General features: G+C 68.2%; 18 protein-coding genes. 10 read left to right on the top strand and 8 right to left on the bottom strand.

Annotated features, from left to right (window positions below; genetic code table 11):
* Positions 1-106 precede the first annotated feature (106 nt).
* Entirely contained in the window at positions 107-910 is an 804-nt protein-coding gene (xdhC, locus tag JWP60_RS26130; protein WP_299798365.1) for a xanthine dehydrogenase accessory protein XdhC, read from the bottom strand.
* 125 nt (positions 911-1,035) lie between these two features.
* Here xdhC and JWP60_RS26125 point away from each other — a divergent pair, with 125 nt between their 5' ends.
* Positions 1,036-1,560: a hypothetical protein gene (locus tag JWP60_RS26125; RefSeq protein ID WP_299798362.1), complete on the top strand. Its 525-nt coding sequence runs from the start codon at positions 1,036-1,038 to the stop codon at positions 1,558-1,560.
* A 108-nt stretch (positions 1,561-1,668) separates the two neighbouring features.
* On the opposite strand, the gene uraH is transcribed toward JWP60_RS26125, so the two are convergent.
* On the bottom strand, positions 1,669-2,022 hold the full coding sequence (gene uraH / locus JWP60_RS26120) for a hydroxyisourate hydrolase (RefSeq protein WP_299798359.1): 354 nt from the start codon (positions 2,020-2,022) through the stop codon (positions 1,669-1,671).
* 65 nt (positions 2,023-2,087) lie between these two features.
* Between uraH and JWP60_RS26115 the strand changes: the two genes are divergently transcribed.
* The 5 genes from JWP60_RS26115 (at position 2,088) to JWP60_RS26095 (ending at position 8,310) form a co-directional block, all read left to right on the top strand.
* Positions 2,088-2,753, top strand: coding sequence for a GntR family transcriptional regulator (locus tag JWP60_RS26115; RefSeq protein ID WP_299798356.1), 666 nt, complete (start codon positions 2,088-2,090; stop codon positions 2,751-2,753).
* Positions 2,750-3,697, top strand: a complete 948-nt coding sequence (gene puuE / locus JWP60_RS26110; protein WP_299798354.1) for an allantoinase PuuE — start codon at positions 2,750-2,752, stop codon at positions 3,695-3,697. The genes JWP60_RS26115 and puuE overlap by 4 nt, the downstream gene beginning before the upstream one ends.
* A gap of 1 nt (position 3,698) precedes the next feature.
* Positions 3,699-5,480: a 2-oxo-4-hydroxy-4-carboxy-5-ureidoimidazoline decarboxylase gene (gene uraD, locus JWP60_RS26105; RefSeq protein WP_299798351.1), complete on the top strand. Its 1,782-nt coding sequence runs from the start codon at positions 3,699-3,701 to the stop codon at positions 5,478-5,480.
* Positions 5,477-6,700, top strand: coding sequence for an ArgE/DapE family deacylase (locus tag JWP60_RS26100; RefSeq protein WP_299798348.1), 1,224 nt, complete (start codon positions 5,477-5,479; stop codon positions 6,698-6,700). Before uraD ends, JWP60_RS26100 begins: the two co-directional genes overlap by 4 nt.
* Before the next feature lie 131 nt (positions 6,701-6,831).
* Positions 6,832-8,310 (top strand): NCS1 family nucleobase:cation symporter-1, encoded by a 1,479-nt coding sequence (locus JWP60_RS26095; protein WP_299798345.1) that lies wholly within the window; start codon positions 6,832-6,834, stop codon positions 8,308-8,310.
* Between the two features lie 132 nt (positions 8,311-8,442).
* On the opposite strand, the gene JWP60_RS26090 is transcribed toward JWP60_RS26095, so the two are convergent.
* Positions 8,443-9,246, bottom strand: coding sequence for a citryl-CoA lyase (locus tag JWP60_RS26090; RefSeq protein ID WP_299798342.1), 804 nt, complete (start codon positions 9,244-9,246; stop codon positions 8,443-8,445).
* A gap of 312 nt (positions 9,247-9,558) precedes the next feature.
* Between JWP60_RS26090 and JWP60_RS26085 the strand changes: the two genes are divergently transcribed.
* Complete coding sequence (locus JWP60_RS26085) at positions 9,559-10,677, top strand: ABC transporter substrate-binding protein (RefSeq protein WP_299798339.1); 1,119 nt, start codon at positions 9,559-9,561, stop codon at positions 10,675-10,677.
* 43 nt (positions 10,678-10,720) lie between these two features.
* Entirely contained in the window at positions 10,721-11,290 is a 570-nt protein-coding gene (locus JWP60_RS26080; protein WP_299798336.1) for a hypothetical protein, read from the top strand.
* Between the two features lies 1 nt (position 11,291).
* Here the strand turns inward: JWP60_RS26080 and JWP60_RS26075 are convergent, their stop codons facing one another.
* On the bottom strand, positions 11,292-12,683 hold the full coding sequence (locus JWP60_RS26075) for an MFS transporter (protein ID WP_299798333.1): 1,392 nt from the start codon (positions 12,681-12,683) through the stop codon (positions 11,292-11,294).
* 280 nt (positions 12,684-12,963) lie between these two features.
* On the opposite strand from JWP60_RS26075, the gene JWP60_RS26070 reads away from it, so the two are divergent.
* Both JWP60_RS26070 and JWP60_RS26065 read left to right on the top strand, forming a co-directional pair.
* Positions 12,964-13,248, top strand: coding sequence for a hypothetical protein (locus tag JWP60_RS26070; RefSeq protein WP_299798331.1), 285 nt, complete (start codon positions 12,964-12,966; stop codon positions 13,246-13,248).
* A gap of 725 nt (positions 13,249-13,973) precedes the next feature.
* Positions 13,974-16,787, top strand: coding sequence for a multicopper oxidase domain-containing protein (locus JWP60_RS26065; protein ID WP_299798329.1), 2,814 nt, complete (start codon positions 13,974-13,976; stop codon positions 16,785-16,787).
* Between the two features lie 405 nt (positions 16,788-17,192).
* Here the strand turns inward: JWP60_RS26065 and JWP60_RS26060 are convergent, their stop codons facing one another.
* The 4 genes from JWP60_RS26060 to JWP60_RS26045 all read right to left on the bottom strand — a co-directional run.
* Complete coding sequence (locus JWP60_RS26060; RefSeq protein WP_299798327.1) at positions 17,193-18,872, bottom strand: OFA family MFS transporter; 1,680 nt, start codon at positions 18,870-18,872, stop codon at positions 17,193-17,195.
* A gap of 166 nt (positions 18,873-19,038) precedes the next feature.
* Complete coding sequence (locus JWP60_RS26055) at positions 19,039-19,857, bottom strand: metal ABC transporter permease (RefSeq protein ID WP_299798324.1); 819 nt, start codon at positions 19,855-19,857, stop codon at positions 19,039-19,041.
* On the bottom strand, positions 19,854-20,768 hold the full coding sequence (locus tag JWP60_RS26050) for a zinc ABC transporter substrate-binding protein (protein WP_299798321.1): 915 nt from the start codon (positions 20,766-20,768) through the stop codon (positions 19,854-19,856). Before JWP60_RS26050 ends, JWP60_RS26055 begins: the two co-directional genes overlap by 4 nt.
* 19 nt (positions 20,769-20,787) lie before the next feature.
* A partial coding sequence (locus JWP60_RS26045; RefSeq protein WP_299798318.1) for a hypothetical protein occupies positions 20,788-22,009 on the bottom strand: 1,222 nt, incomplete at its 5' end.

The raw sequence follows: 22,009 nt of genomic DNA, 5'->3' as shown, positions 1-22,009 counted from the left end.
TACCGGGAAGACCTGCTCACCACCGCGGGCGCTCTGAGCAGAAGAAGGCCGCGCATCCCCTGCGCCGCTGCGGCCTGTGGACGAAAGTGTATACAGCTTTGCGGGCTCACGGAAGCGGAGTTTGCAAGAGCTGTGCCGCGACGGCGACCGCGATCACTTCGGGCTCCTTGCCGGTGATGCCGGGGATGCCGATCGGGCAGGTGATGCGCGCGAGTTCGTCGGCGCCGAAGCCTCGCTCTTCGAGACGATGGCGGAAGGTCGCCCATTTGGTCTTGCTGCCGATCAGGCCGACATAAGGCAGGTCGGCGCGCTCGCGCAGGCGCTTGAGGCAGGCGGCGACGATGTCGAGGTCCTCGGCATGGCTGAAGCTCATGACCAGCACGCGCGAGCCGGGCGCGAGCTCCGCAACCGCGGCCTGCACCGGGTCCGAGTGCTCGCAGCGAACGTTGTCGGGCACCTGCGCGGGGAAGATCTCGTCACGGCTGTCGATCCAGGCGATGGCGAAGGGCAGCGTGCCCAGCACGTGGATCAAGGCCTTGCCGACGTGGCCGCCACCGAACAGCGCCAGTGGCGTGGCGCCGGTGTGCAGGCGCTGCGCGAGCGATGCGGCGTCGGCCGCGCCGAGGTTCTCGTAGCGCAGATGCACCACGCCGCCGCAGCACTGCCCCAGGGCGGGGCCCAGCGGGTAGCGCAGGACCGGTGCGCCAGCCGCGCCCGCGAGGCGTAGTCGCGCCTCCTCGATCGCCTGCAGTTCCAGGTGGCCGCCGCCTATGGTGCCGACCACGGTGTTGCCGAAAACCGCCATCCAGGCGCCGGCCTCGCGTGGCACGGAACCCTGCGCGCTGTCGACACGGACCAACACTGCGTCCTCGTTCGCGAGGCGGCTCGTGACTTCTTTGGTGGGAAGCATTCTTTACAGTGGGGGCAATGGCAAGCACACGAAGCGTTTGGTAACCAAGGTCATCATTGCGCCAAGCCCTGCCGTTGTAGATTTCTCCGGCAGCCAGCCTGCGTTCCACTTCGCCAGGACCCATCATGAAGTATCGCCCCACCCTGCGCCCCCTGACGCCCGCCCTGCTGGGCGCGGCCGCCCTGCTTGCCTCGTGCGGCTCGACGCCGCTGCCGCCCGCCGCGGCACCGCGCGCGGGAGTGGTGAATCCGGGCGCCGTCGCGGTCGCGCCGCGGTCGGCGCAGCCTGCGCAGGGGATGGTCATCAAGACCTCGCAAGCCAGCAACCCGCGTGCCTATCGCCAGGACGCCGCCGCGCACATCTACGGCCTGAACCAGTCCCGCGTCTGGAAGGGCCGCATGCCGCCCCTGCTGTACGCCGTCGGCGTGCTGCAGGTGGAAGTCGACGGCCGCGGCAACGTGCGCAACCTGAACTGGATGCGCGCGCCGAAGCACGCGCCGGAAGTGATCGCCGAAATCGAGAAGATGGTGCGCGACGCAGCGCCCTTCCCGGTGCCCGCCCGCATGGGCAAGGTGGTCTACACGGATACGTGGCTGTGGCACAAGAGCGGTCGCTTCCAGCTGGATACGCTGACGGAAGGTCAGGACTGAGGGCCTTCCGGTAACGGCCGGTAGGCTGGGCTGCCGAAGGCACCCCAGCGTTTGCGCGCCCGTTGCTGGGGTGCCTGCGGCAGCCCAGCCTACGAGCGTCCGGTTTCCTCAAGACCCCCGATACGTCGAATAGCTCCACGGGCTCGCCAGCAGCGGCACGTGGTAGTGCTGGTCGGCGTGGGCGATGCCGAAGTCCAGCGTGACGCGGTCGAGGAAAGGCGGCTCGGGCAGCTCCACGCCCCGGCCGCGGAAATACGCAGCGACGTCGAATACCAGCCGGTAGGTGCCCGTCTTCAGGCTCGCGTTGTCGAACAGCGGCCCGTCCGGGTTGCGGCCATCTCCATTCAACACGAACCGCTTGACCAGAGCGGGCTCGGCGCCGGCCGTGGCATACAACTCCACGGTCATGCCGGCCGCCGGCGTGCCGTGCATGGTGTCGAGGACGTGGGTGCTCAGGCCCATGGCGATCTCCGAGGATTGTCGACGGCAGTGTATACACTTTTGGCGGCCACGGCTATCATCTGCGCATGGAGCCTGCGACCACCCCCACGATCGTCGATGCGCTGACCCGCGCGATCGTCGAGCACCGGCTGCAGCCGGGCACCAAGCTGGCGGAGCAGAAGCTGGCCGACCACTTCGGCGTCTCGCGCACGCTGGTGCGGCAGGCGCTGTTCCAGCTGGTGCAGAAGCACCTCGTGAAGATGGAGCCCGCGCGCGGCGCCTTCGTCGCCGCCCCCACGGTGGACGAGGCGCGCCAGGTGTTCCAGGTGCGCCGCCTGCTCGAAGCCGAGATGGTGCGCGAGTTCCTGCGCAACGCGACGCCCGCCAAGATCCGCGCCTTGCGCGAGCACGTGGCGCAGGAGAAGGCTGCGATCGGCAGCAAGGACGCCACCGAGCGGCAACAGATCCTCGGCGACTTCCACGTGCGCATGGCCGAACTCGCCGACAACAGTGTGCTGGCGCAGATCCTGCGTGACCTGGTATCGCGCAGCTCGCTCATCACCCTCATGTACCAGCGCGACAGCTTCACCGCCCACTCGCAGGAAGAACACGTCGAACTGGTGAAGGCGCTGGCCGCCAGGGACGAAAAGCGCGCCGTCAAGCTGATGCACGAGCACCTGCAGCACGTCGAGGAAAGCCTCGCCTTCGATCGAACCATTCCCACCCACGACATCGTGCAGGCACTCGCATGAGCTCTCCCGTCTACGACAGCACCGGCCCCTATCCGCGCGACCTGGTCGGCTACGGCCGCAACCCGCCACACGCGCGCTGGCCGGGCAACGCGCGCATCGCCGTGCAGTTCGTCCTGAATTACGAAGAGGGCGGCGAGAACTCCGTGCTGCACGGCGACCCGGCCTCGGAGCAGTTCCTCTCCGAGATGTTCAATCCGGCGGCCTACCCCGAGCGGCACCTGAGCATGGAAGGCATCTACGAGTACGGCTCGCGTGCCGGCGTGTGGCGGCTGCTGCGCGAATTCGAAAAGCGCGGCTTGCCGCTGACGGTGTTCGGCATCGGCACGGCGCTGCAGCGGCATCCCGAGTTGACGCAGGCCTTCGTGGACCTGGGGCACGAGATCGCCTGCCACGGCTGGAAGTGGATCCACTACCAGCACGTAGCCGAGGCCACCGAGCGCGAGCACATGCGCCTGGCCATGGAGATCATCGAGAAGCTGACCGGCGAGCGACCCCTGGGCTGGTACACCGGCCGCGACAGCCCCAACACGCGCCGGCTGGTGGCCGACTACGGCGGCTTCGCGTACGACAGCGACTACTACGGCGACGACCTGCCCTTCTGGATGAAGGTGGCCCGCAGCGACGGCCGCACCGTGCCGCACCTGGTCGTGCCCTACACGCTCGACTGCAACGACATGCGCTTTGCGCTGCCCCAGGGCTATTCGCATGCGGATCCCTTCTTCCAGTACCTGCGCGACACCTTCGACGCCCTGTATGCAGAGGGCGAGGAAGCGCCGAAGATGATGAGCGTGGGCATGCACTGCCGGCTGCTCGGACGCCCCGGCCGCGTGGTCGCGCTGCAGCGATTCCTGGACCACATCGCCAGGCACGATCGCGTGTGGGTGGCACGCCGCATCGACATCGCCCGCCACTGGCAGCAAGTCCACCCTTACCCGGAGGCATGACATGCCGCTGACCCTCGAACAGATCAACGCCGCCGACACCGCGCAAGCCGCCCGCCTGCTCGACGGCCTGTACGAACACTCCCCCTGGATCGCGCAGCAGGCGCTGGCCCAGCGGCCGTTTCGCTCGCTCGCGCACCTGAAGCAGGCGATGGCCGACATCGTGCGGGCGGCGAGCGAGGACCACCAGCTGTTGCTGATCCGCGCCCACCCCGAACTGGCCGGCAAGGCCATGGTGGCGAAAACGCTCACCAGCGAATCCAGCAACGAGCAAGGCAAGGCCGGTCTCACCGATTGCACGCCCGAGGAATTCGCGCGCATCCAGCAGCTCAATGCAGCCTACAACGCGAAGTTCGGCTTCCCCTTCATCCTGGCCGTGCGCGGGCCGCGCGGCAGCGGCCTGGATCGCCAGCAGATCATCGACACCTTCGCGCGCCGGCTGGACAACCATCCCGAGTTCGAGCGCGCCGAAGCCCTGCGCAACATCCACCGCATCGTCGAACTGCGCCTGAACGACAAGTTCGGCAGCGAGCCCGCGCTGGGCAACCTGGTCTGGGATTGGCAGGAGCGACTGGCGCAATACAGCGACCCGGGCTATGCCGAGAAGGGGCAGTTGACCGTCACCTATCTCACCGAGGCGCATCGCGCTGCGGCGAAGCTGATCACGCAGGAGATGCGGGAGTGCGGCTTCGACGAGGTGGAGATCGATGCGGTGGGGAATGTGGTGGGGCGGTATCAAGGTCAGGGAGCGAAATGGCTGCTCACCGGCTCGCATTACGACACCGTGCGCAATGGCGGCAAGTACGACGGGCGGCTGGGGATCTTCACGCCCATGGCTTGCGTGCGCGAGCTCGCGCGCCAAGGCAAGCGCCTGCCCTTCGGGATCGAAGTGGTCGGCTTTGCGGAGGAGGAGGGGCAGCGCTACAAGGCGACCTTCCTCGGCTCGGGTGCGCTGACGGGGCACTTCGATCCGAGGTGGCTGGAACAGAAGGATGTCGGCGGCGTGACGATGCGCGAGGCGATGCAGCAAGCCGGCCTGCCGGCGACGATGGAAGCGATCGCGGCGCTCAAGCGCGATCCGGCGCGCTATGCCGGCTTCGTCGAAGTGCACATCGAACAAGGTCCGGTGCTCAACGAACTCGACATCCCGCTGGGCATCGTCACCTCGATCAACGGCGGCGTGCGCTTGCAGTGCGAGGTGACCGGCATGGCCAGCCATGCGGGCACGACGCCGATGGATCGCCGCCGCGACGCCGCCGTGGCGGTGGCCGAACTCGCGCTCTACGTCGAGGAACGTGCCAGACGCGACGGCGATTCGGTCGGCACCATCGGCATGCTGCAGGTGCCCAACGGCTCGGTCAACGTGGTGCCCGGACGCTGCCTGTTCTCGCTGGACCTGCGTGCGCCCAACGACCCGCAACGCGATGCGATGGTGGCCGACGTGCTGGCGAAGCTTGCGCAGATCTGCGAGCGCCGCGGGCTGCATCACGGCGTGGAGGAAAGCATGCGCGCTGCCGCCGCGCCCAGCGACCCCCAATGGCAACAGCGTTGGGAGCGCGCCGTCGAATCGCTCGGCGTTCCCTTGTACCGCATGACTAGCGGCGCCGGCCACGACGCCATGAAGCTGCACGAGGTGATGCCCCAGGCCATGCTGTTCGTGCGCGGGCTCAACGCCGGCATCAGCCACAACCCGCTGGAATCCAGCACCAGCGACGACCTGCAGCTGGCCGTGCAGGCCATGCAGCTGCTGCTGCATGGCCTGGCCGCCGACATGGAGAAGCAATGAGCGACCACGAAAAACTCGACGCCTGGATCGACGCCCACTTCGACGAGGAAGTGCGCTTCCTGCAGGAGCTGATCCGCGTGCCCACCGACACGCCTCCCGGCAACAACGCGCCGCATGCCGAGCGCACCGCGCAGTTGCTGCGCGACTTCGGCATGGAAGCGGAACAACATTCGGTGCCGGAGTCCGAAGTGCGGGCCGCCGGCCTGCAGTCGATCACCAACCTGATCGTGCGGCGCCGCTATGGCGACGGCCCGACGATCGCGCTCAACGCCCACGGCGACGTGGTGCCCCCGGGTGAAGGCTGGACGCACGACCCCTATGGCGGCGAGATCGAGGACGGCAGGATCTACGGCCGCGCCGCCGCGGTCAGCAAGTGCGACTTCGCCAGCTTCACCTTTGCCGTGCGGGCGCTGGAAGCGCTCGACGCCAAGCTCAAGGGCGGCATCGAATTGCATTTCACCTACGACGAGGAGTTCGGCGGTGAACTCGGTCCGGGCTGGCTGTTGAAGCACAAGCTGACCAGGCCGGACCTGATGATCGCCGCCGGCTTCAGCTACGAGGTGGTGACCGCGCACAACGGCTGCCTGCAGATGGAAGTGACGGTGCACGGGAAGATGGCGCACGCCGCGATTCCCGATACCGGGGTCGATGCACTGCAAGGCGCGGTGCAGATCCTGAACGCGCTGTACGCGCAGAACGGGCTCTACAAGCAGGTCACCTCGAAGGTGAAAGGCATCACGCACCCGTACCTGAACGTCGGCCAGATCGAGGGCGGCACCAACACCAACGTCGTGCCCGGCAAGGTGGTGTTCAAGCTGGATCGCCGCATGATCCCCGAGGAGAATCCGGTGGAGGTGGAAGCGAGCATCCGCCAGGTCATCGCCGAAGCGGCCGCGCGCGCTCCGGGCATCTCGGTGGACATCCGGCGCATCCTGCTGGCGAATTCGCTCAAGCCGCTGCCGGGCAACCAGCCGCTGGTGGCCGCGATCCAGCAGCACGGTCGTGAGATCTTCGGGCAGGAGATCCCGGCCATGGGCTCGCCGCTGTACACCGACGTGCGCCTGTACGGGGAGGCCGGCGTGCCCGGCGTGATCTATGGCGCCGGACCGCGAACGGTGCTGGAATCCCATGCCAAGCGCGCCGACGAGCGCCTGGAACTGGAAGACCTGCGGCGGGCCACCAAGGTGGTGGCGCGGACGCTGCGGGACCTGCTGGGCTGAGGCAGCGCGAGGCCTTTCCGCGGGCTTGTCTCTATTCGAATTGTGTTCTGTCGTGTATACACTTTCGTGCACGACTTAGTCGACGACCCGGGCGGCGTCCTCTCGCCCGAACCTGCGAAGGAGAACTCGCAATGAGCCTTTCCGACTGGACCGCCCGGGGCTACAGCCCCGCCCTCACCAACGAAGACCTGGCGCCGACCACACCGGCGCAGCGCACCTGGGGCGCCTTCAGCATCTTCAACGTCTGGACCTCGGACGTGCACAGCCTGTGGGGCTACTTCCTCGCCGCCAGCCTGTTCCTGCTGTGCGGCAGCTTCCTGAACTTCATCCTGGCGATCGGCATCGGCTCGCTGGTGATCTACCTGCTGATGACGCTGGTGGGCCTGGCCGGCGCTCGCACCGGCGTGCCCTACCCCGTGCTGGCGCGCGCCTCCTTCGGGGTGTGGGGCGCCAACTTTCCGGCGGTGATCCGTGCCATCGTCGCCTGCTTCTGGTACGGCGCGCAGACGGCCGCCGCCTCGGGCGCGATCGTGGCCCTGCTCACGCGCTCGCCGGAGATCATGGCCTTTCACAAGAGCGTGCACTTCCTCGGCCACTCCGGCCTGGAGGTGATCTGCTACGTGGTGGTCTGGGCCCTGCAACTGCTGATCATCCAGCACGGCATGGAGACGGTGCGCCGCTTCCAGGACTGGGCCGGCCCGGGCGTGTGGCTGGCGATGCTGGTGCTGGCCATCGGGCTGGTGGTGAAGGCCGGCGGCTTCTCGTTCGCCAGCGGCATTCCGCAGGACGTGCTGCTGGAAAAGACCAAGGACGCGGGCGTGCCCGGCGTGCCAGGCTCCTTCGCCTCGTTGATGGCCGTGGCGGCTATCTGGATCACATACTTCGCGGCCCTGTACCTGAACTTCTGCGACTTCACCCGCTACGCCAAGAGCGAAGCGGCGGTGCGCAAGGGCAACCTGTGGGGCTTGCCGGTCAACCTGCTGCTGTTCTCGCTGGTTGCGGGCGTGACCACGATCGCTGCGTACAAGGTCTATGGCGAGGTGCTGATCCACCCCGACCAGATCTCCGCGCGCTTCGACAACTGGCTGCTCGCCGCGATCGCCGCCTTCACCTTCTGCATCGCGACGCTGGGCATCAACGTGGTGGCGAACTTCGTCTCCGCGGCCTTCGACATCTCCAATACCTTCCCGCGCCGCATCAGCTTCAACCGCGGCGGCTACATCGCGGCGGCGATCGCGCTGGTGCTGTATCCGTTCGCGCCCTGGGAGGGCAGCGCCGCGGGCTTCGTCGGCGCGGTCGGATCCACCATGGGCCCGCTGTTCGGCGTGATCATGGTCGACTATTACCTGATCGCCAGGCGCCAGATCCGCGTCGACGAGCTCTATCGCGAGCACGGCATGTACCGCTACCAGGGCGGCTGGCACGTGAAGGCGCTGGTCGCCGCCGGCGTCGGAATCCTGTTCTCGACGCTGCTGCCCAACTTCACCAACCTGCTGCCGACGTGGTGGGGCCTGTACGGCTGGTTCTTCGGCGTGGCCATCGGCGGCGCCACGTACTGGGGCCTGCGCATGCTGCCGGAGGTGGAATCCGAGCTGACGCGCCGGGCGTAACGCAAGTCATTGCAGGCGCGAGGATGTCATTGCGGGCTTGACCCGCCATCCAAGCGGCGATCGATCGAGCGCGGCGTGGATCCCGGGTCAAGCCCGGGATGACATCCGGAGGCTCGCAGCGCGGGACCGCCCTCATTCCCCCGGCGTGAACCCCGGCGGCACTTCCCCCGTGTACTCGTACTCCCGCGACGCCTGGTACGACAGCGCAAATCCGCTTGGCTGCTGCGCTTCTTCGTGCAGGTGCGCGATCAGGCCCGCGGTGCGCGCCAGGATGGGAACTCCGCGCAAAGCCGCGACCGGGAAGCCCACCCCCAGCAGCACCGCCGGAATCGCCGCCGAGACATTCAGCTTCAACGCCTTGCCCACGATCTCGGGGATCACGTCCTCGACGAGTTCCGCCAGTTCGGTGTACTGCATGTCCGCCCCCGCGTCCCGGGCGGCGGCGAACAGGGCTGCGACGCGCGGGTCGCGCTCCTTGTGCAGCGGGTGGCCGTAGCCGGGAATGGCGCGGCGCGCCTCGCGGTACTCCGTCAGCACCGCGCGGCAGGCCGCCCGCAGGTCGCCACCGGCGGCGCGGGTGTGGATCTCGTCGAACATGCGGCCCGCCGTTTCCGACGCGCCGAGGATCACCGAGCCGCAACCGAGGATGCCCGCCGCGACGGCGCCCTGCAGTGCATCGGGCGCCGCCGCAAAGGTCATGCGGCTGGCCTGCACGCTGGGCACCAGCCCGTGCTCCGCGATGGCCACGAGAGTGGCATCGAGCACGCGGGTGGCCGCGGGCGTGGGCATGCGGCCCGTCAGAAGCAGATAGAAGTAGTCGGTGAACGAGGTCTTGCCGATCAGGTCCTGGCACAGGTCCTTGCCGCGGACCACGATGGTGTGCGCGTTGGACGTGCAGATCGCGGACTTCGGCCGCGTCTCCTTGCCGATCTTCATCGTCGCCTCCTGGGCAAAGCCTGCAGCATAGGAGGTCGGCCGCCGGCCAGGAATGGAGAATCTGGATGCCGTGCATAGCCCCCGGTCGATACGGCCCTCCGTTGCGTGCGCAACACAAGCCTGCGCCTTTCGATAGCGTCGCCCGGTGAATCATGCAACGGACTGGGCGCGCGCAAACCGGCAAACCCCGGTCGCAGCGCGGCTTGCGCGCGAACACAGCTTCTTACCTACGGACAAACCCGAGTTCCGCCTTAAGGACGAGGTGCCAAGCTTGACGGCTCAAGTCAACCGCATCCCATGGGAGTTCGCCGAATGAAAGCATCCACGCTGGCCCGCGCTGGCCGCGTCCTCGCACTGTGCGCCGCCCTGGCGCCCGGCCTCTCGCTGGCCGACATCGTGCTCGGCCACTCGGGCGATCTCTCCGGCACCTCCGCGGCATTGACCAAGGACTATCTGCGTGGCATGAACGCGTACTTCGACGAGGTGAACCGCAAGGGCGGCGTCCACGGCGAGAAGATCCGCCTGATCAGCATGGATGACGGCTTCAACCCCGAGAAGACCGCCGAGAACACCAAGGCCCTGATCGACCAGAACGCGCTCGCCCTGGTCGGCTACCGCGGCACGGCCAACGTGCAGAGGGTGATTCCGCTGGTGCAGGCCGCGGGCATTGCGCAGATCGGCAACACCAGCGGCGCGAAGTCGCTGCGCGATCCCTACGTGCCCGACCTGTTCCACCTGCGCGCGAGCACCACCGACGAAATCGAGGCGGCGGTCAACCACGCCTGGACCATCGGCATCACGCGCATTGCCGTGGCCTACCAGGACGACGCCTTCGGCAAGGAGGGGCTGGAAGCGCTCGATGCCTCCCTGAAGAAGCGCGGCTCCGCGCCGGTGGCGCTGGCCCCCGTGCCGCGCGGTACGGTCGACGTCAGCCAGGCGATCGAGACGGTCTCGGCGGCCGCGCCGCAGGCGGTGCTGTACATCGGCCAGTCCAAGCCGGCCGCCGCGCTGATCAAGGGCGTGCAAGCCAAGGGCGTGCATCCCCAGTTCTTCGTGCTGAGCGTCGCCTCGGGCCTGCACAGCGACCTGGGAGCGGACGCCTCGGGCGTGATCGTCAGCCAGGTGGTGCCCTACCCCTTCACCGAGCTCGGCAACCCGGTGGTGCGCGAGTACCAGAAGACGATAGGCGCGCTCGACGACAAGAAGTTCAGCTACAACAGCATGGAGGGCTACCTCAATGCCAAGCTGGTGGTCACGGCGCTGCAGAAGACGTCTACGCCGCTGACCCGCGCCAAGTTGATCGCCACTTTGCAGGGCCTGAACAACGAGGACCTCGGCGGCTTCGCGATCAGCTACGGCAAGCAGAGCAACCTGGGCTCGCGTTTCGTGGCGCTGACCATGATCCGCAAGGACGGCAGCTTCGCCCGCTGAAGGGCGCGCCCACCGAAGGCGCACGGTCGGCACAATGGGCCGCATGCGCTTTTTTCGCACCCTGTCGTTTTCGCTGCTGGCCCTGCTGCTGGCCCTGCTCGCCGCCTGCGCCAACGGGCCGCGCGAGGTCGACGTCCCGGCCCAGCGCCTGGAAGCAGCGCTGGCGCGTCGCTTCCCCTACGAGCTGCGGCCGGCGGGCCTGTTCACCCTGACCGTCGGCGTGCCGCACCTGCAGTTGCTGCCGCAGGAGGATCGGCTGCGGCTGGACTTTCCCGTCGACGCCACCGGCCGCATCCTGCAAGGGGGCGGCCATGGCGCGCTGTCGGTGAGCTTCGGCCTGCGTTACGAGCCCACGGACACCAGCCTGCGGGCGGTGAACGTGCGGGTCGAGCGCGTCGCGCTGCAAGGCCTGCCCGAGGCGTGGTCCGCCCCGCTGCAGCTGGCCGGCTCCGCCGTTGCCGAGCGCCTGCTGGAAGGCACCGCACTGCACACGTTCACGGCGGAAGACCTGGCCCGGGCCCACGGCTGGACGCCAGGCGGCATCCGCGTCACGCCGCAGGGCGTGCGGATCGAACTGCTGCCGCCGGTGGCCGCTGCGGGCCAGGTTCGATAGATCAGCCCGCGCGGCCCGCAGTGGCGCGCGTCATCTCGGCGCCGGCATCCACCGGCAGCCGCCAGAACGAGACGGTGGCCAGCGCGCAGAAGGCCGCCATCGCGAGGAAGGCTGCATGGAAATCGCCCAGCTCCAGGTGCGGGCTGCCATGCGCCGACTGCGCCACCGCCAGCGCGATCGCGCCGATGGCCACGCCCAGAGCGCCGGCCGCCTGCATCGAGACCGTGGACAGTGCCGAGGCGGCAGCGCGCTGGGCCGGCAGCACGTCGGCGAACATCAGCGTGTTGATGGCGGTCATCAGCATCGAGCGCGCGCAGCCCGCCACTGCCAGCAGGATCACCAGCGCGCTCCAGGGCGTGTTCGCATCCACCAGGGCGAACGCGGCGATGGCCAGCGCATTGACCGCGCCGGCGCCGACCAGCACGCGGCGAAAACCCAGGCGCAACAGGATCGGCGTGGTGACCGACTTCATTCCGAGGTTGCCCAGGAAGTAAGGCAGGAGCAAGGCGCCGGCAGCTACTGCGCCGCGCCCCAGCGCCAGCTGGAACATCAGCGGCAGCAGGAAAGGCGTGGCCTGCAGGCACATCGAGGCGAAGGTGCCACCCGCCGCGGTCGCAACCAGGAAGGTGCGGTGCTCGAAGGGTGCGAGGCTCACCACCGGATGCGGCGTGCGCTTGAGGTGCTTCACGGTCCAGACCAGCGCTGCCACGCCAAACGCGAGTGTGAGCAGGGCCTGCAGGCGTCCGGCGCGGTCGCCGACCACATGCGCCGTCCAGTCCAGGCCTCCCAGCAGGAGCATCAGGCCCAGCGCCGCGCCGACCGCGCCGCGCACGTCCAGCGGCCGCCGCGGCTGCTGCGTGTCGCGCGGCACCCAGCGCACGATCAGGAAGACGGCGAGCAGCCCGAGCGGTACATTCAGCAGGAAGTTCCAGCGCCACGACGCATAGGTGGTGATGAAACCACCCAGCGGCGGCCCGAGCACGGGCGCAAACAAGGCCGGCCACGTGAGCAGCGCCGTGATGCCGATCACGTCCTCCTTGCGCGCGCCCTGCATCGCGAGCGTGCGTCCCACGGGCATCATCAAACCGCCCCCCAGGCCCTGCAGCGCCCGCGCGAGCACCAGCTGCGTGGCGTCCTGCGCGAAGCCGCAGAGGAGCGAGGCGCCGGTGAACAGCACGATGGCCAGCACGAACAGGCGACGCAGCCCGAAGCGCTCGCCCAGCCAGCTCGCCAGCGGCAGCACCGCGGCGCCGGTGAGCAGGTAGACGGTCACGGCGGCACTGAGCATCAGCGGCCGGACCTCGAGCGCGTGGGCCATCGCGGGCAAGGAGGTGTTGAGGATGGAACCGTCGAGCAGCAGCATGAACAGGGCTGCTGCGACGGTGAGGGTCACGCGACGCAAGTGGAAATCTCCCAGGACTGCCGGGATTCTAGGGAAGACCCGTAGCCGTCGCCGCTGCACGGCCTTTCAGCAGTCCGCCGAGGCCACTCACGCCCCTTGACGGCGCCAGCAACAGAAAAACCGCCAGACTGTGACGGTCCGCACGATCGCTGCGCAGGATGTTGCGCGGATGCCGGTGCCGGACACGATGGCACCGAAGCGCCTTGCCACGCCCATGCGCTGCTTGGTACAAGAAAGCTTGAGGTGAGACATGTCCCTGCAGCAATCCCCCATGACCCAGGCAATCCTGAAGAAGACCCTGGCCGGCGCCGCCGCCATGGCTGCGCTTGCCCATGGCCCTGCCGCGGCAGCGCAAGCAACCGGCCTGCTCGCCCGCGGCCCGCTTCGCACGACTGCCGTAGTGGCGTTCGGCGGCCTGGCGCTGCTCGCCATGGTGCGGGTGCTGCTGCGGCTGATGGCGCGACGCGCTGACTCGAACCAGCTCGACCCCGCCTCGGAACTGACGACACTGACCTTCCCGCCCACGCGCAATCCACGGCCGCCTCGGGCCAAGTAAAGTTTGTGGGCCCTCCCCTGCGGGGGAGGGTTGGCGTGGTCGCGCTCCGGCCTTCGCTTGGGCACTGCACCCGTAGGCTGGGCTGCCGCAGGCACCCCAGCAATCTTGCGCTTCCGAGCGCCCCCATCCCAACCTTCCCTCAGAGGGGGAAGGAGCAAGACAGGGCACGACGCGATCTATCTCTTGTCGCGCAGCTTATCCTGACCTGCGCGATCCGGCGACTTCCGCATCTTTGAGATAAGCGATGCAGCGCAGGCGATAATCCTCGCATCGCGCCGGCACTCCGCCGATCCCAGGACGGCTCGCCCACCGCCCGCCGACAACGAATTCTGGCCGCACTTCACCGCTGCGTTCCCGTCCGGATTCATCTCGGCACCGTGGTCGGCCCAGATCGGCACCTTGGTTCCGGAAACGCTCCCACCTTCCGGCGCGCGCAGCGTGCCGAGCAACCTCGACATCCCGGCCCCCGCAGCGGCGCCTTTCGCCGACTCCGGGGAATTTTCCCCGCCGCCGGGGCCGCGGCATGTCCCCGAAACGAGGTGTGACGGCGGTCATCGCTTGGAACGGTTGCGCTCGCAAGCGAATGGAATAAAGGCTCCGCACAAGTTTGAAGTCTGCCTGCCGTCAGGTTGGCATGCTTGCTGCGTTACAGGTCCTTGCAGGAGCACCTTGAACGTTGCATATGCAGCGACTGTCCCCCCCCGAAAAACTGAGGAGCACATCAGATGATGACGAGTAGCGGCAAGCGGCAAGCAGTCCGGCCCGCCACCAGGTTTGTCCTGTCGGCGGTCTGCATCGCCGCCATGGGATCCGTGGCCTTTACCGCGCAGGCTGCGCTGGACCCATGGGGTCCCCCACCAGCCGGCGACGCGTCGGCCTATACCGACCAACCCGCCGATCCGACGCAGGCCTTGCAGGACCTGCTGACCAAGCCCGAGGCAAACCGGGGTTCGCTCGAAGTCCCTGGCGGCGGCCACCTGGAGAAACTGGACCTCGGCCACGACAACGTGATCCAGCGCGGCGACCAGACGAAGTTCAACTACCCCACGAACGGGCTGCCCAGCCCCATGTTCGGCGCGCAGCCCTGGACACAGAAGCTGCTGATGTTCGAGGAGTTCGGTCCCGAGAAACTGGATCCCGCGGTCCAGGCCGGCACCAGTCCCTTCCCCTCGCCCAAGCTCGGTCCCGCGCCGCAGCAGGATCCCGCCCAGGTGGCGCGCAGCGCTCCGGAGAGCACGGAGCTCGATGCCTTCCTGAAGCAGGCCGGCATCTCGCCTTTCCCGCAACGCGAGTCGAACACTGCGCTTGCCAACCCGTGGCGTCCCGAGATCGAGTTGTTCCTGGAGCGCTTCCTGAACAACCCGCCCGCCGAAGGCCGGCCGCCGGGAGAGGGCTGGGCCCACCAGCGCTGGAACGAGTTCTATCCGCAGGCCTACTTCAAGACCGCGCAGACCGGCGCCCGCGTGAACGGGGGCCTGCGTGACGGCAAGCAACTGCACCAGTACCAGTTCGGCGAGTTCGGTCCTGGCGGTCTCTACTACAACACCGCGGACAACTCCAACCCGGCGTTCAACGGCACGACCAAGGGCATCCCGATCAAGATCCACCCGAGCATGCCGGTGCAAAGCCACGAGTCGGTGTGGACCTTCGACGGCACGCTGCCCCCCAAGCTGCTGATGGCGCGCTATGGCCAGCCGATCATGATGCGGCACTACAACGGCCTGCCGATCGATCCCCAGGCGAACCACGGCTTCGGTCTGCACACCATCACGACGCACGAGCACAACGGCCACAACCCGGCTGAAAGCGACGGCTTCGCCAATGCGTTCTTCTTCCCGGGCCAGTTCTACGACTACCGCTGGCCGCTGCAGCTCGCGGGCTACGACACGATCAACACCACGGCTTCCGATGCGCGCGCGGCCTTCCCGTGCGCGCCCGGCGAAACCCTGTGGGTCAACGACGCGAACCCCGGCCTGAAGACCTGCAAGAACGGCAGCATCAGGATCCGCGGCGACTGGCGCGAGACGATGTCGACCCACTGGTTCCACGACCACATGCTCGATTACACGGCGCAGAACGTGTACAAGGGCAACGCGGTCATGATGAACTACTACTCGGCGCTCGATCGCGGCAACGAGGCTATCGCCGACGGCGTCAACCTGCGCATGCCCTCCGGCAGCGCGATGCCCTGGGGCAACCGCGACTACGACGTCAACCTGGTGGTGGCCGACAAGGCCTGGGACCAGACCGGCCAGCTGTGGTTCAACCCGTTCAACAGCGACGGCTTCATCGGCGATCGCCTGACGGTGAACTGGCAGTGGGCCCCGGCACTGGACGTGCGGGCGCGCCGCTATCGCTTCCGCATCCTGAACGGCTCGGTGTCCCGCTACCTGTCCATCGGCCTGGTGCAGGAATGCGCCGGCCAGCGGACCTGCGAGCTGCCCGGCCCGAGCGGCTCCAACCTGTCGTACAAGCGCATCCCGTTCCACATGGTTGCCAACGACGGCAACATCCTGGAGCACACGGTGCCCTTCGACGGCTCGATGGATCTCGACGGCGACGGCGACCTGCAGGAGCACAACGCGGTGCTGCCCACGCAGGCCATCGCGGAGCGCTACGACATCGTCGTGGACTTCGCGAAATACGGCCTGCAGGAAGGCTCCAAGCTGTACTTCATCAACACGATGGAACAGGACACCGGGGTGCTGGCCAAGCGCCGCGTGCCCCTGGCCGACATCCTGTCCGAGAAGTACAAGCCGGTGCTGAAGACCGGCACCGACGGCACGCAGCAGTGGATCGGTGGCGACCCGGTGGTGGGCAAGTTCATGCAGGTCAACGTGAAGGCTTACGCCGGCGTGGACCAGAGCCTGGACCCCCTCCAGTACGAGCCGGCCAAGCCGGGCAAGTCGGCAGGCAAGTCGATGATCCCGCTCTGGCTGGATCGCGACAGTCCCGCCGACCAGGCCAAGCTGGCCAACCTGCGCCATCGCTCCTTCCACTTCGGCCGCACGCCGAACGCGACGGACACGCAGCCCTGGATCGTCGCCACCGATGGCGGCCTCGAGTACGCTGCCGACCCGCGCCGCCTGAGCGCCGCGCCGCAGCTGGCCAACGGGCAGACCGAGGGCGGATTCAGCGGTGACAGCACGATGGAGATCTGGGAGATCCAGTCGGGCGCCGGCTGGAGCCACCCGGTGCACGTGCACTTCGAGGAAGGCATCATCCTGAACCGCAGCGGCAACAAGCCGCCCGAGTGGGAGAAGTGGGCACGCAAGGACGTCTACCGCGTGGGCGGCGACACCGAGAGCAGCGGCACGGTGGAAATGGTGATCCACTTCCGCGAGTTCGCCGGTACCTACGTGGAGCACTGCCACAACACCCAGCACGAGGACAACTCGATGCTGCTGCGCTGGGACATCGAGTACCCCGGCCAGTTCCAGGTGATGGCGACGCCGCTGCCGACGTGGGACGGCGTGGAGTACGCGCCCTCGGTGGGCATCCCGACCTTCCGCACCGGCGACGGTGTCGGTCCGAAGTGATGTGACCTGACGATCGCCGCAAGCAGCGGGTGGACGGTGGCCGAGAGGCCGCCGTCCACTTTTTTTTGGCTTGCTCCCGGCTCCTCCGGGGGACGGCCGGGGCGGCGGCGCTTGGTCTTTGTCCCTCGTAGGCTGGGCTGCCGCAGACACCCCAGCGATGGGCGCCGAAAACGCTGGGGTGCCTGCGGCAACCCAGCCTGCGGGTCCCCGCGCGGCAGCGCCCATGCCGCTTGGAATTCGTGGGGTGGATGCCGCAGGCAGCCTGCCATCGCGCGCCAAGCGCGGGAGCGCCCCCCCCAGCCTTCCCCCGGCGGGGGAAGGAGCAATACCGGGCCGCCCACAGAAAAAGGCCGCACACCTCACCGGTGTGCGGCCTTCAACGATGCCGCGCGCTTCAGTGCAGTGTCACTGGAAGAACTTCGCCGCCGCCAGCAGCGTGCGGTACGTGCCCCACGCCAGCGGAATGCCGACTGCCAGCCACGCCAGCCACACCGCGACGGCAGGAGTCGGCTCGGCGCGGCCGCCCGACGAGCCGAGCCGGTTCTCGCTCAGGACGGACTTTTCGTGGGCGAGGCGCTTCTCTTCGGCCAGTTCCGCATCGGTCATGAACCACTTGTCCGGCAGCGGCCGCACCAGCAGGTTGCAGATCAGGCCGATGGCCAGGAAGGCGACCAGGATGTACATCGTCTGGTTATAGACCTGCTCGCGCGGGATGCCCAGCCCCAGCTGGTATTCGCGCATGTAGTTCACCACCACCGGGCCCAGGATGCCCGCCGTCGACCAGGCCGTGAGCAAGCGGCCGTGGATGGCACCCACGAACTGCGTGCCGAAGATGTCGGCCAGGTAGGCCGGCACGGTGGCGAAACCACCGCCGTACATCGAAACGATGATGCAGACCGCGCCCACGAACATCAGCTTGCTGCCGGCGCCCGCGGAGGACGGCAGGCTCGCGTACAGGATCATGCCCAGCACGAAGAAGATCGAATAGGTCACCTTGCGGCCGAAGAAGTCCGACATGCTGGCCCAGAAGAAGCGGCCGGCAATGTTGAACAGCGACAGCAGCGCCGCAAAGCCGCCCGCGACCACGGCGATGGCGGCGAGTTGCGTCTTGTCAAGTTCGCTGAAGTGCTTGGGAATGCCGATCAGGTTGCCGCCGAACACCTCCTGCAGCATCGGCGAGGCCATGCCGATCACGCCGATGCCGGCGCTCACGTTCATCATCAGCGCCAGCCAGATCAGCCAGAACTGCGGAATGCCCCAGACCTTCTTCACGTGCACGTGGCGCTGCGTGATCATGGCATTGGAGGTCTTGGCCACCGGCGGAGTCCAGCCCGTGGGCTTCCAGCCGCTGGCCGGAATGCGGTAGCCGAAGGCGCCGCCGATCATGAACACGAAGTACACCAGCGCCATCACGACGAACGTCTGCAGCACGCCATTGCCGGCGGGCGTGGAGAAGTTCTTCATCAGGTCCACGGCCAGGGGCGAGCCGATCATCGCGCCGCCGCCGAACCCCATGATGGCCATGCCGGTGGCCATGCCGCGCCGGTCCGGGAACCACTTGATCAGGGTCGAGACGGGCGAGATGTAGCCCAGGCCCAGGCCGACCCCGCCGATCACGCCGGAGCCGAGGATCATCAGCCAGAACTGGTGCAGGTAGATGCCGATCGCGGAGATCAGCATGCCGCCGCACCAGCAGATCGCGGCCACCACACCGGCCTTGCGCGGACCGGCACGTTCCAGCCAGCCGCCCCAGATGGCCGCGGCGCACCCCAGGAAGACGAAGAACAGCGTGTACATCCAGCCGAGCGTCGCGATGCTCCAGTTGCAGTTACTCGCGAACAACTCGCCGAAGAAGCTCATGCCCAGGTCCTTGCCGCAGGACTTGGCGCCGGTCAGCGACTTCGAGAGCGGCAGCCAGAACACGGAAAAACCGTACGCCATGCCGATGCACAGGTGGATGGCCAGCGCGGCGGGCGGCACCAGCCACCGGTTGAATCCGGGGCCGGCGACAGTGCGCTCCTTGCTGAGCAGGCCCGTGTCGGGCGCAGCGAAGCCGCCTTGACCGGGTTCGAGGACAGTGGACATGTTGTCTCCTTGAGATGGACTGACGGCACCACGCGCGGCTCCGCACGCTCCTGCGGCGATCCGGAGACTAGCAGCAAGTGCGCCGAGTCACGGCGGGGGAATGCCCGTAGGAATAGCGCTGCATACCCACTTTCCGGGAGGCGCCCGCAGCCGCTCGCGCGCTGCTTCAGCGTGCGTCGGGCGCATTGCGCGCGGGCAGCAGCGGCTCGTGCGCAGCGACTGGCGCCGCGCTGCCGCCGAACACGCTGCGCACCGCGAGACCGCAAGCGGCCATCGTGCAGACCACGACCGCGCCCGAAGGCAGGTCGAGCCACGCCGAGAGCGCCAGGCCCAGCGCATAACCCGCCGCACCGACCGCGCCCGCCACGAGGTAGCGGCGTTTGCCGCTGAAGCCCGGTGTCGCCAGCGCCGGAATGATCAGGCTGGAGAACACCAGGTACACGCCCACCAGTTGCACCGAAGCAGTCACCGCCAGGGCGAAGCCGCCGTAGAAGCCGAAGCGGCCGAAGCGCGTCATGCCGCCGATCGCAATCCAGCCACACAGCACCACGGACAGCGCCGCGAGCACGGCGAGCTGCGTGCCGCTCACCCAGAGGATCTGGCCGACCAGCATGTCCTTCAGGTGCTCGCCGCCGTGCGGGTTGCTGGCCAGGGCCAGGATGCCGATGCAGGAAGCCAGCACGAACAGCACGCCGATGAAGGCCTCGTGCTGCTGCGCCGCGCGGCGCTCGGTCCACGCCAGCAGTGCCGCGCCGAGCAGCGCCGCCGCAACGGCTGCCAGTTGCACGCCCAGGCCATGTTCCGCCACGCCGAGGTTGTCGGCCAGGATCACCCCCAGCCCCGCCACTTGCGCGATGGCCAGGTCGATGAAGACGATGCCGCGATCGAGCACCGACATGCCCAGGGGCACGTGCGTGGCGAGCACCAGCAGGCCGGCCAGCAGCGCCGGGCCGAGGATGCTCCAGTCGAAGGCCTGCCAATTCATTTCTGCCCCGCCGCGGCCAGCAGGCGGGCCACCGTGTCGTCGAACAGGCCGTACAGGTCGGTCGCCTTGTCGCTGCCGCCCACCGTGAAAGGCACTTTCACCACCGGAATGGCGGCATGGCTGCCCAGCCACTCCGAGGGCCGGCCATCCTGGTAAGCGGCATAGAGCACCATCCGCGCCGGCGTGGTCTTCAATTGCGCCAGCACGTCCTGCAGGTGCGAGGCGCTCGGCTCCACGCCCGGCTTGGGCTCCAGCACCACGACCTCCTTCAGCCCCAGCCAGTCGTAGAGATAGGCGAAGGCCTTGTGCTGAGATGCCACCGGCAGCCCGCGCAGCGGCGCCGCCTGGGCGGTCCAGCGCGCCATCGCCTGCTGCCACTTCTGCGTGAAGGCCGCCGTGCGTTGCGCGTATTGCGCCGCGTGCGCCGCGTCGACCTGCTGCAGGCGCGTGCCGAGCGCGGTGGCCACCGTGGCGATGTTGCGCGGGTCGGTCTGGATGTGCGGATTGCCCGCTGCGTGCACGTCGCCTTCGGAGCGATCGAGGCGCGTGGGGATCTCCAGCTTGCGCACCTGGTCCGCCGCGGCGAAGAAGGCGGGCTGCCCCGGCTGCACCTTGGCGTTGCCGGCCTGCTGCAGCAGCACCGGCAGCCAGCCGACCTCGAGCTCGGCGCCCGTGCACACCACCAGGTCGGCATTGCGCATGCGGGCGATGAGGCTCGGCTTGGCCTGGATCTGGTGTGGGTCCTGCAGCGCACTGGTGGCGACGCTCACGTCGGCCAGGTCGCCGGCCAGTTCGTGCACGAGAGCGCCCCATTCGGGCTCGCAGGCAAACACCTTGAGCGCCGCGTGCGCGGGGCTCGCGGCGAAGACCATCGAGACCGACAAGGAGCAGAGGGAGAGGAACTTGCGCATGGCAGTCTCCAGGAAAAAGTTAGAAGCTGTGGGCGCCGTGCGCGCCCAGGCTCATCTGGTATTGGAGGAAGAACTGGTTGTCCGGTGAACCCGGTCGTGCCGTGTCGCGGGTCAACTGCAGCCGCAGGCGCGAGAACTCGCTCAGGCTGAAGTCGAGCATCACGGTGTTCTTGCGCGCCGCGCCTTCGGCACCCGCCAGCAAGGCGGCATTGGCGCCGAGGTCGGGCGAGCCGCCGTCGACGCGCTCGGTGCGCAGGCCCACGCGCCAGCGCGGCATGAACTGGTACACGCCCTGCAGGTACCAGCCGCTTTGCACCGCGCGGTAGGCATCGGTGCTGGGGACGCCGAGAGCGTCGGCCGTGAGCGCGCCGCTGCGGTTGCTGTGCAGGTATTCGCCCTGCAGCTTGAAGTTGGTCCGCGTGGCGTTGCCGCCCGGTGCCCACTTCCACACCGCATCCGCGACCCACACCGTGCTGCTGCCGCTGAAGCTGGCGGTGGTGGCGACGCCGAAGGGATCGACCGTCGCGAGCTGCTGCGCGTCGGCCCGCGCATGCAGCACCGACACGCCCGCGCGCCAGCTGTGGCTCTCGCCGATGTCGTCGCCGGTGTGCAGCGACAGCGCCGCCATGCCCGCGCCGTTGCGGTTGCTGTCGCTGCCCGGGAAGCTACGGCCCCGACCGAGCTCCGCGCGCAGGTCGATCAGGCGATCGGTGGGCGCGAGCCATGCGACCTGCACGCCATCGTCGCCGAATTGCGTTCCCAGCAGCGCCTGGTAGGCGAGCGGCGCATCGACGAAGTCCCACACATGCGAGTGCTGCGAGTTGAGGTAACCCACGCTGGAGAAGAAGCGGCCGCCCTTGACCGTGAGGCCGTGCCCGAGCGACGTGGTCTGCACAAAGGCCTCTTCCACCGACAAGGTGTTGTCGGGCAGGAAAGAGATGTTCGCCGCGCCCAGGAACCACGGATCGATGTTGGCGGCGATCCCGAGCTCGGACTCGGCCAGGCTGAAGCCGCGGGTGCCCGGCCCGATGCTGGCATCGGGCGGGAGCGGGATGCCGCGGATGCGGTAGCCCGCGGGATCGCGTGAGGTGTTGGTGTAGGTCCCGGACAGGATCAGCGACAGGGCGGGGTTGAAACCGCCGCCACCGCCGGTGGCACCCCCAGGCGCGGCGGCCACCTCGGCGGGCGGGGCCACCTCAGCGGGCACGACCGCAGCAGCGGGCGCGGCCGCCACAGCGGGC

The organism is Ramlibacter sp. (genome assembly GCF_028291745.1).
Lineage (GTDB): Bacteria > Pseudomonadota > Gammaproteobacteria > Burkholderiales > Burkholderiaceae_C > Ramlibacter.
The sequence above is the reverse complement of the archived record's forward strand: the minus strand, read 5'-3'. Positions and strand labels throughout refer to the sequence as shown.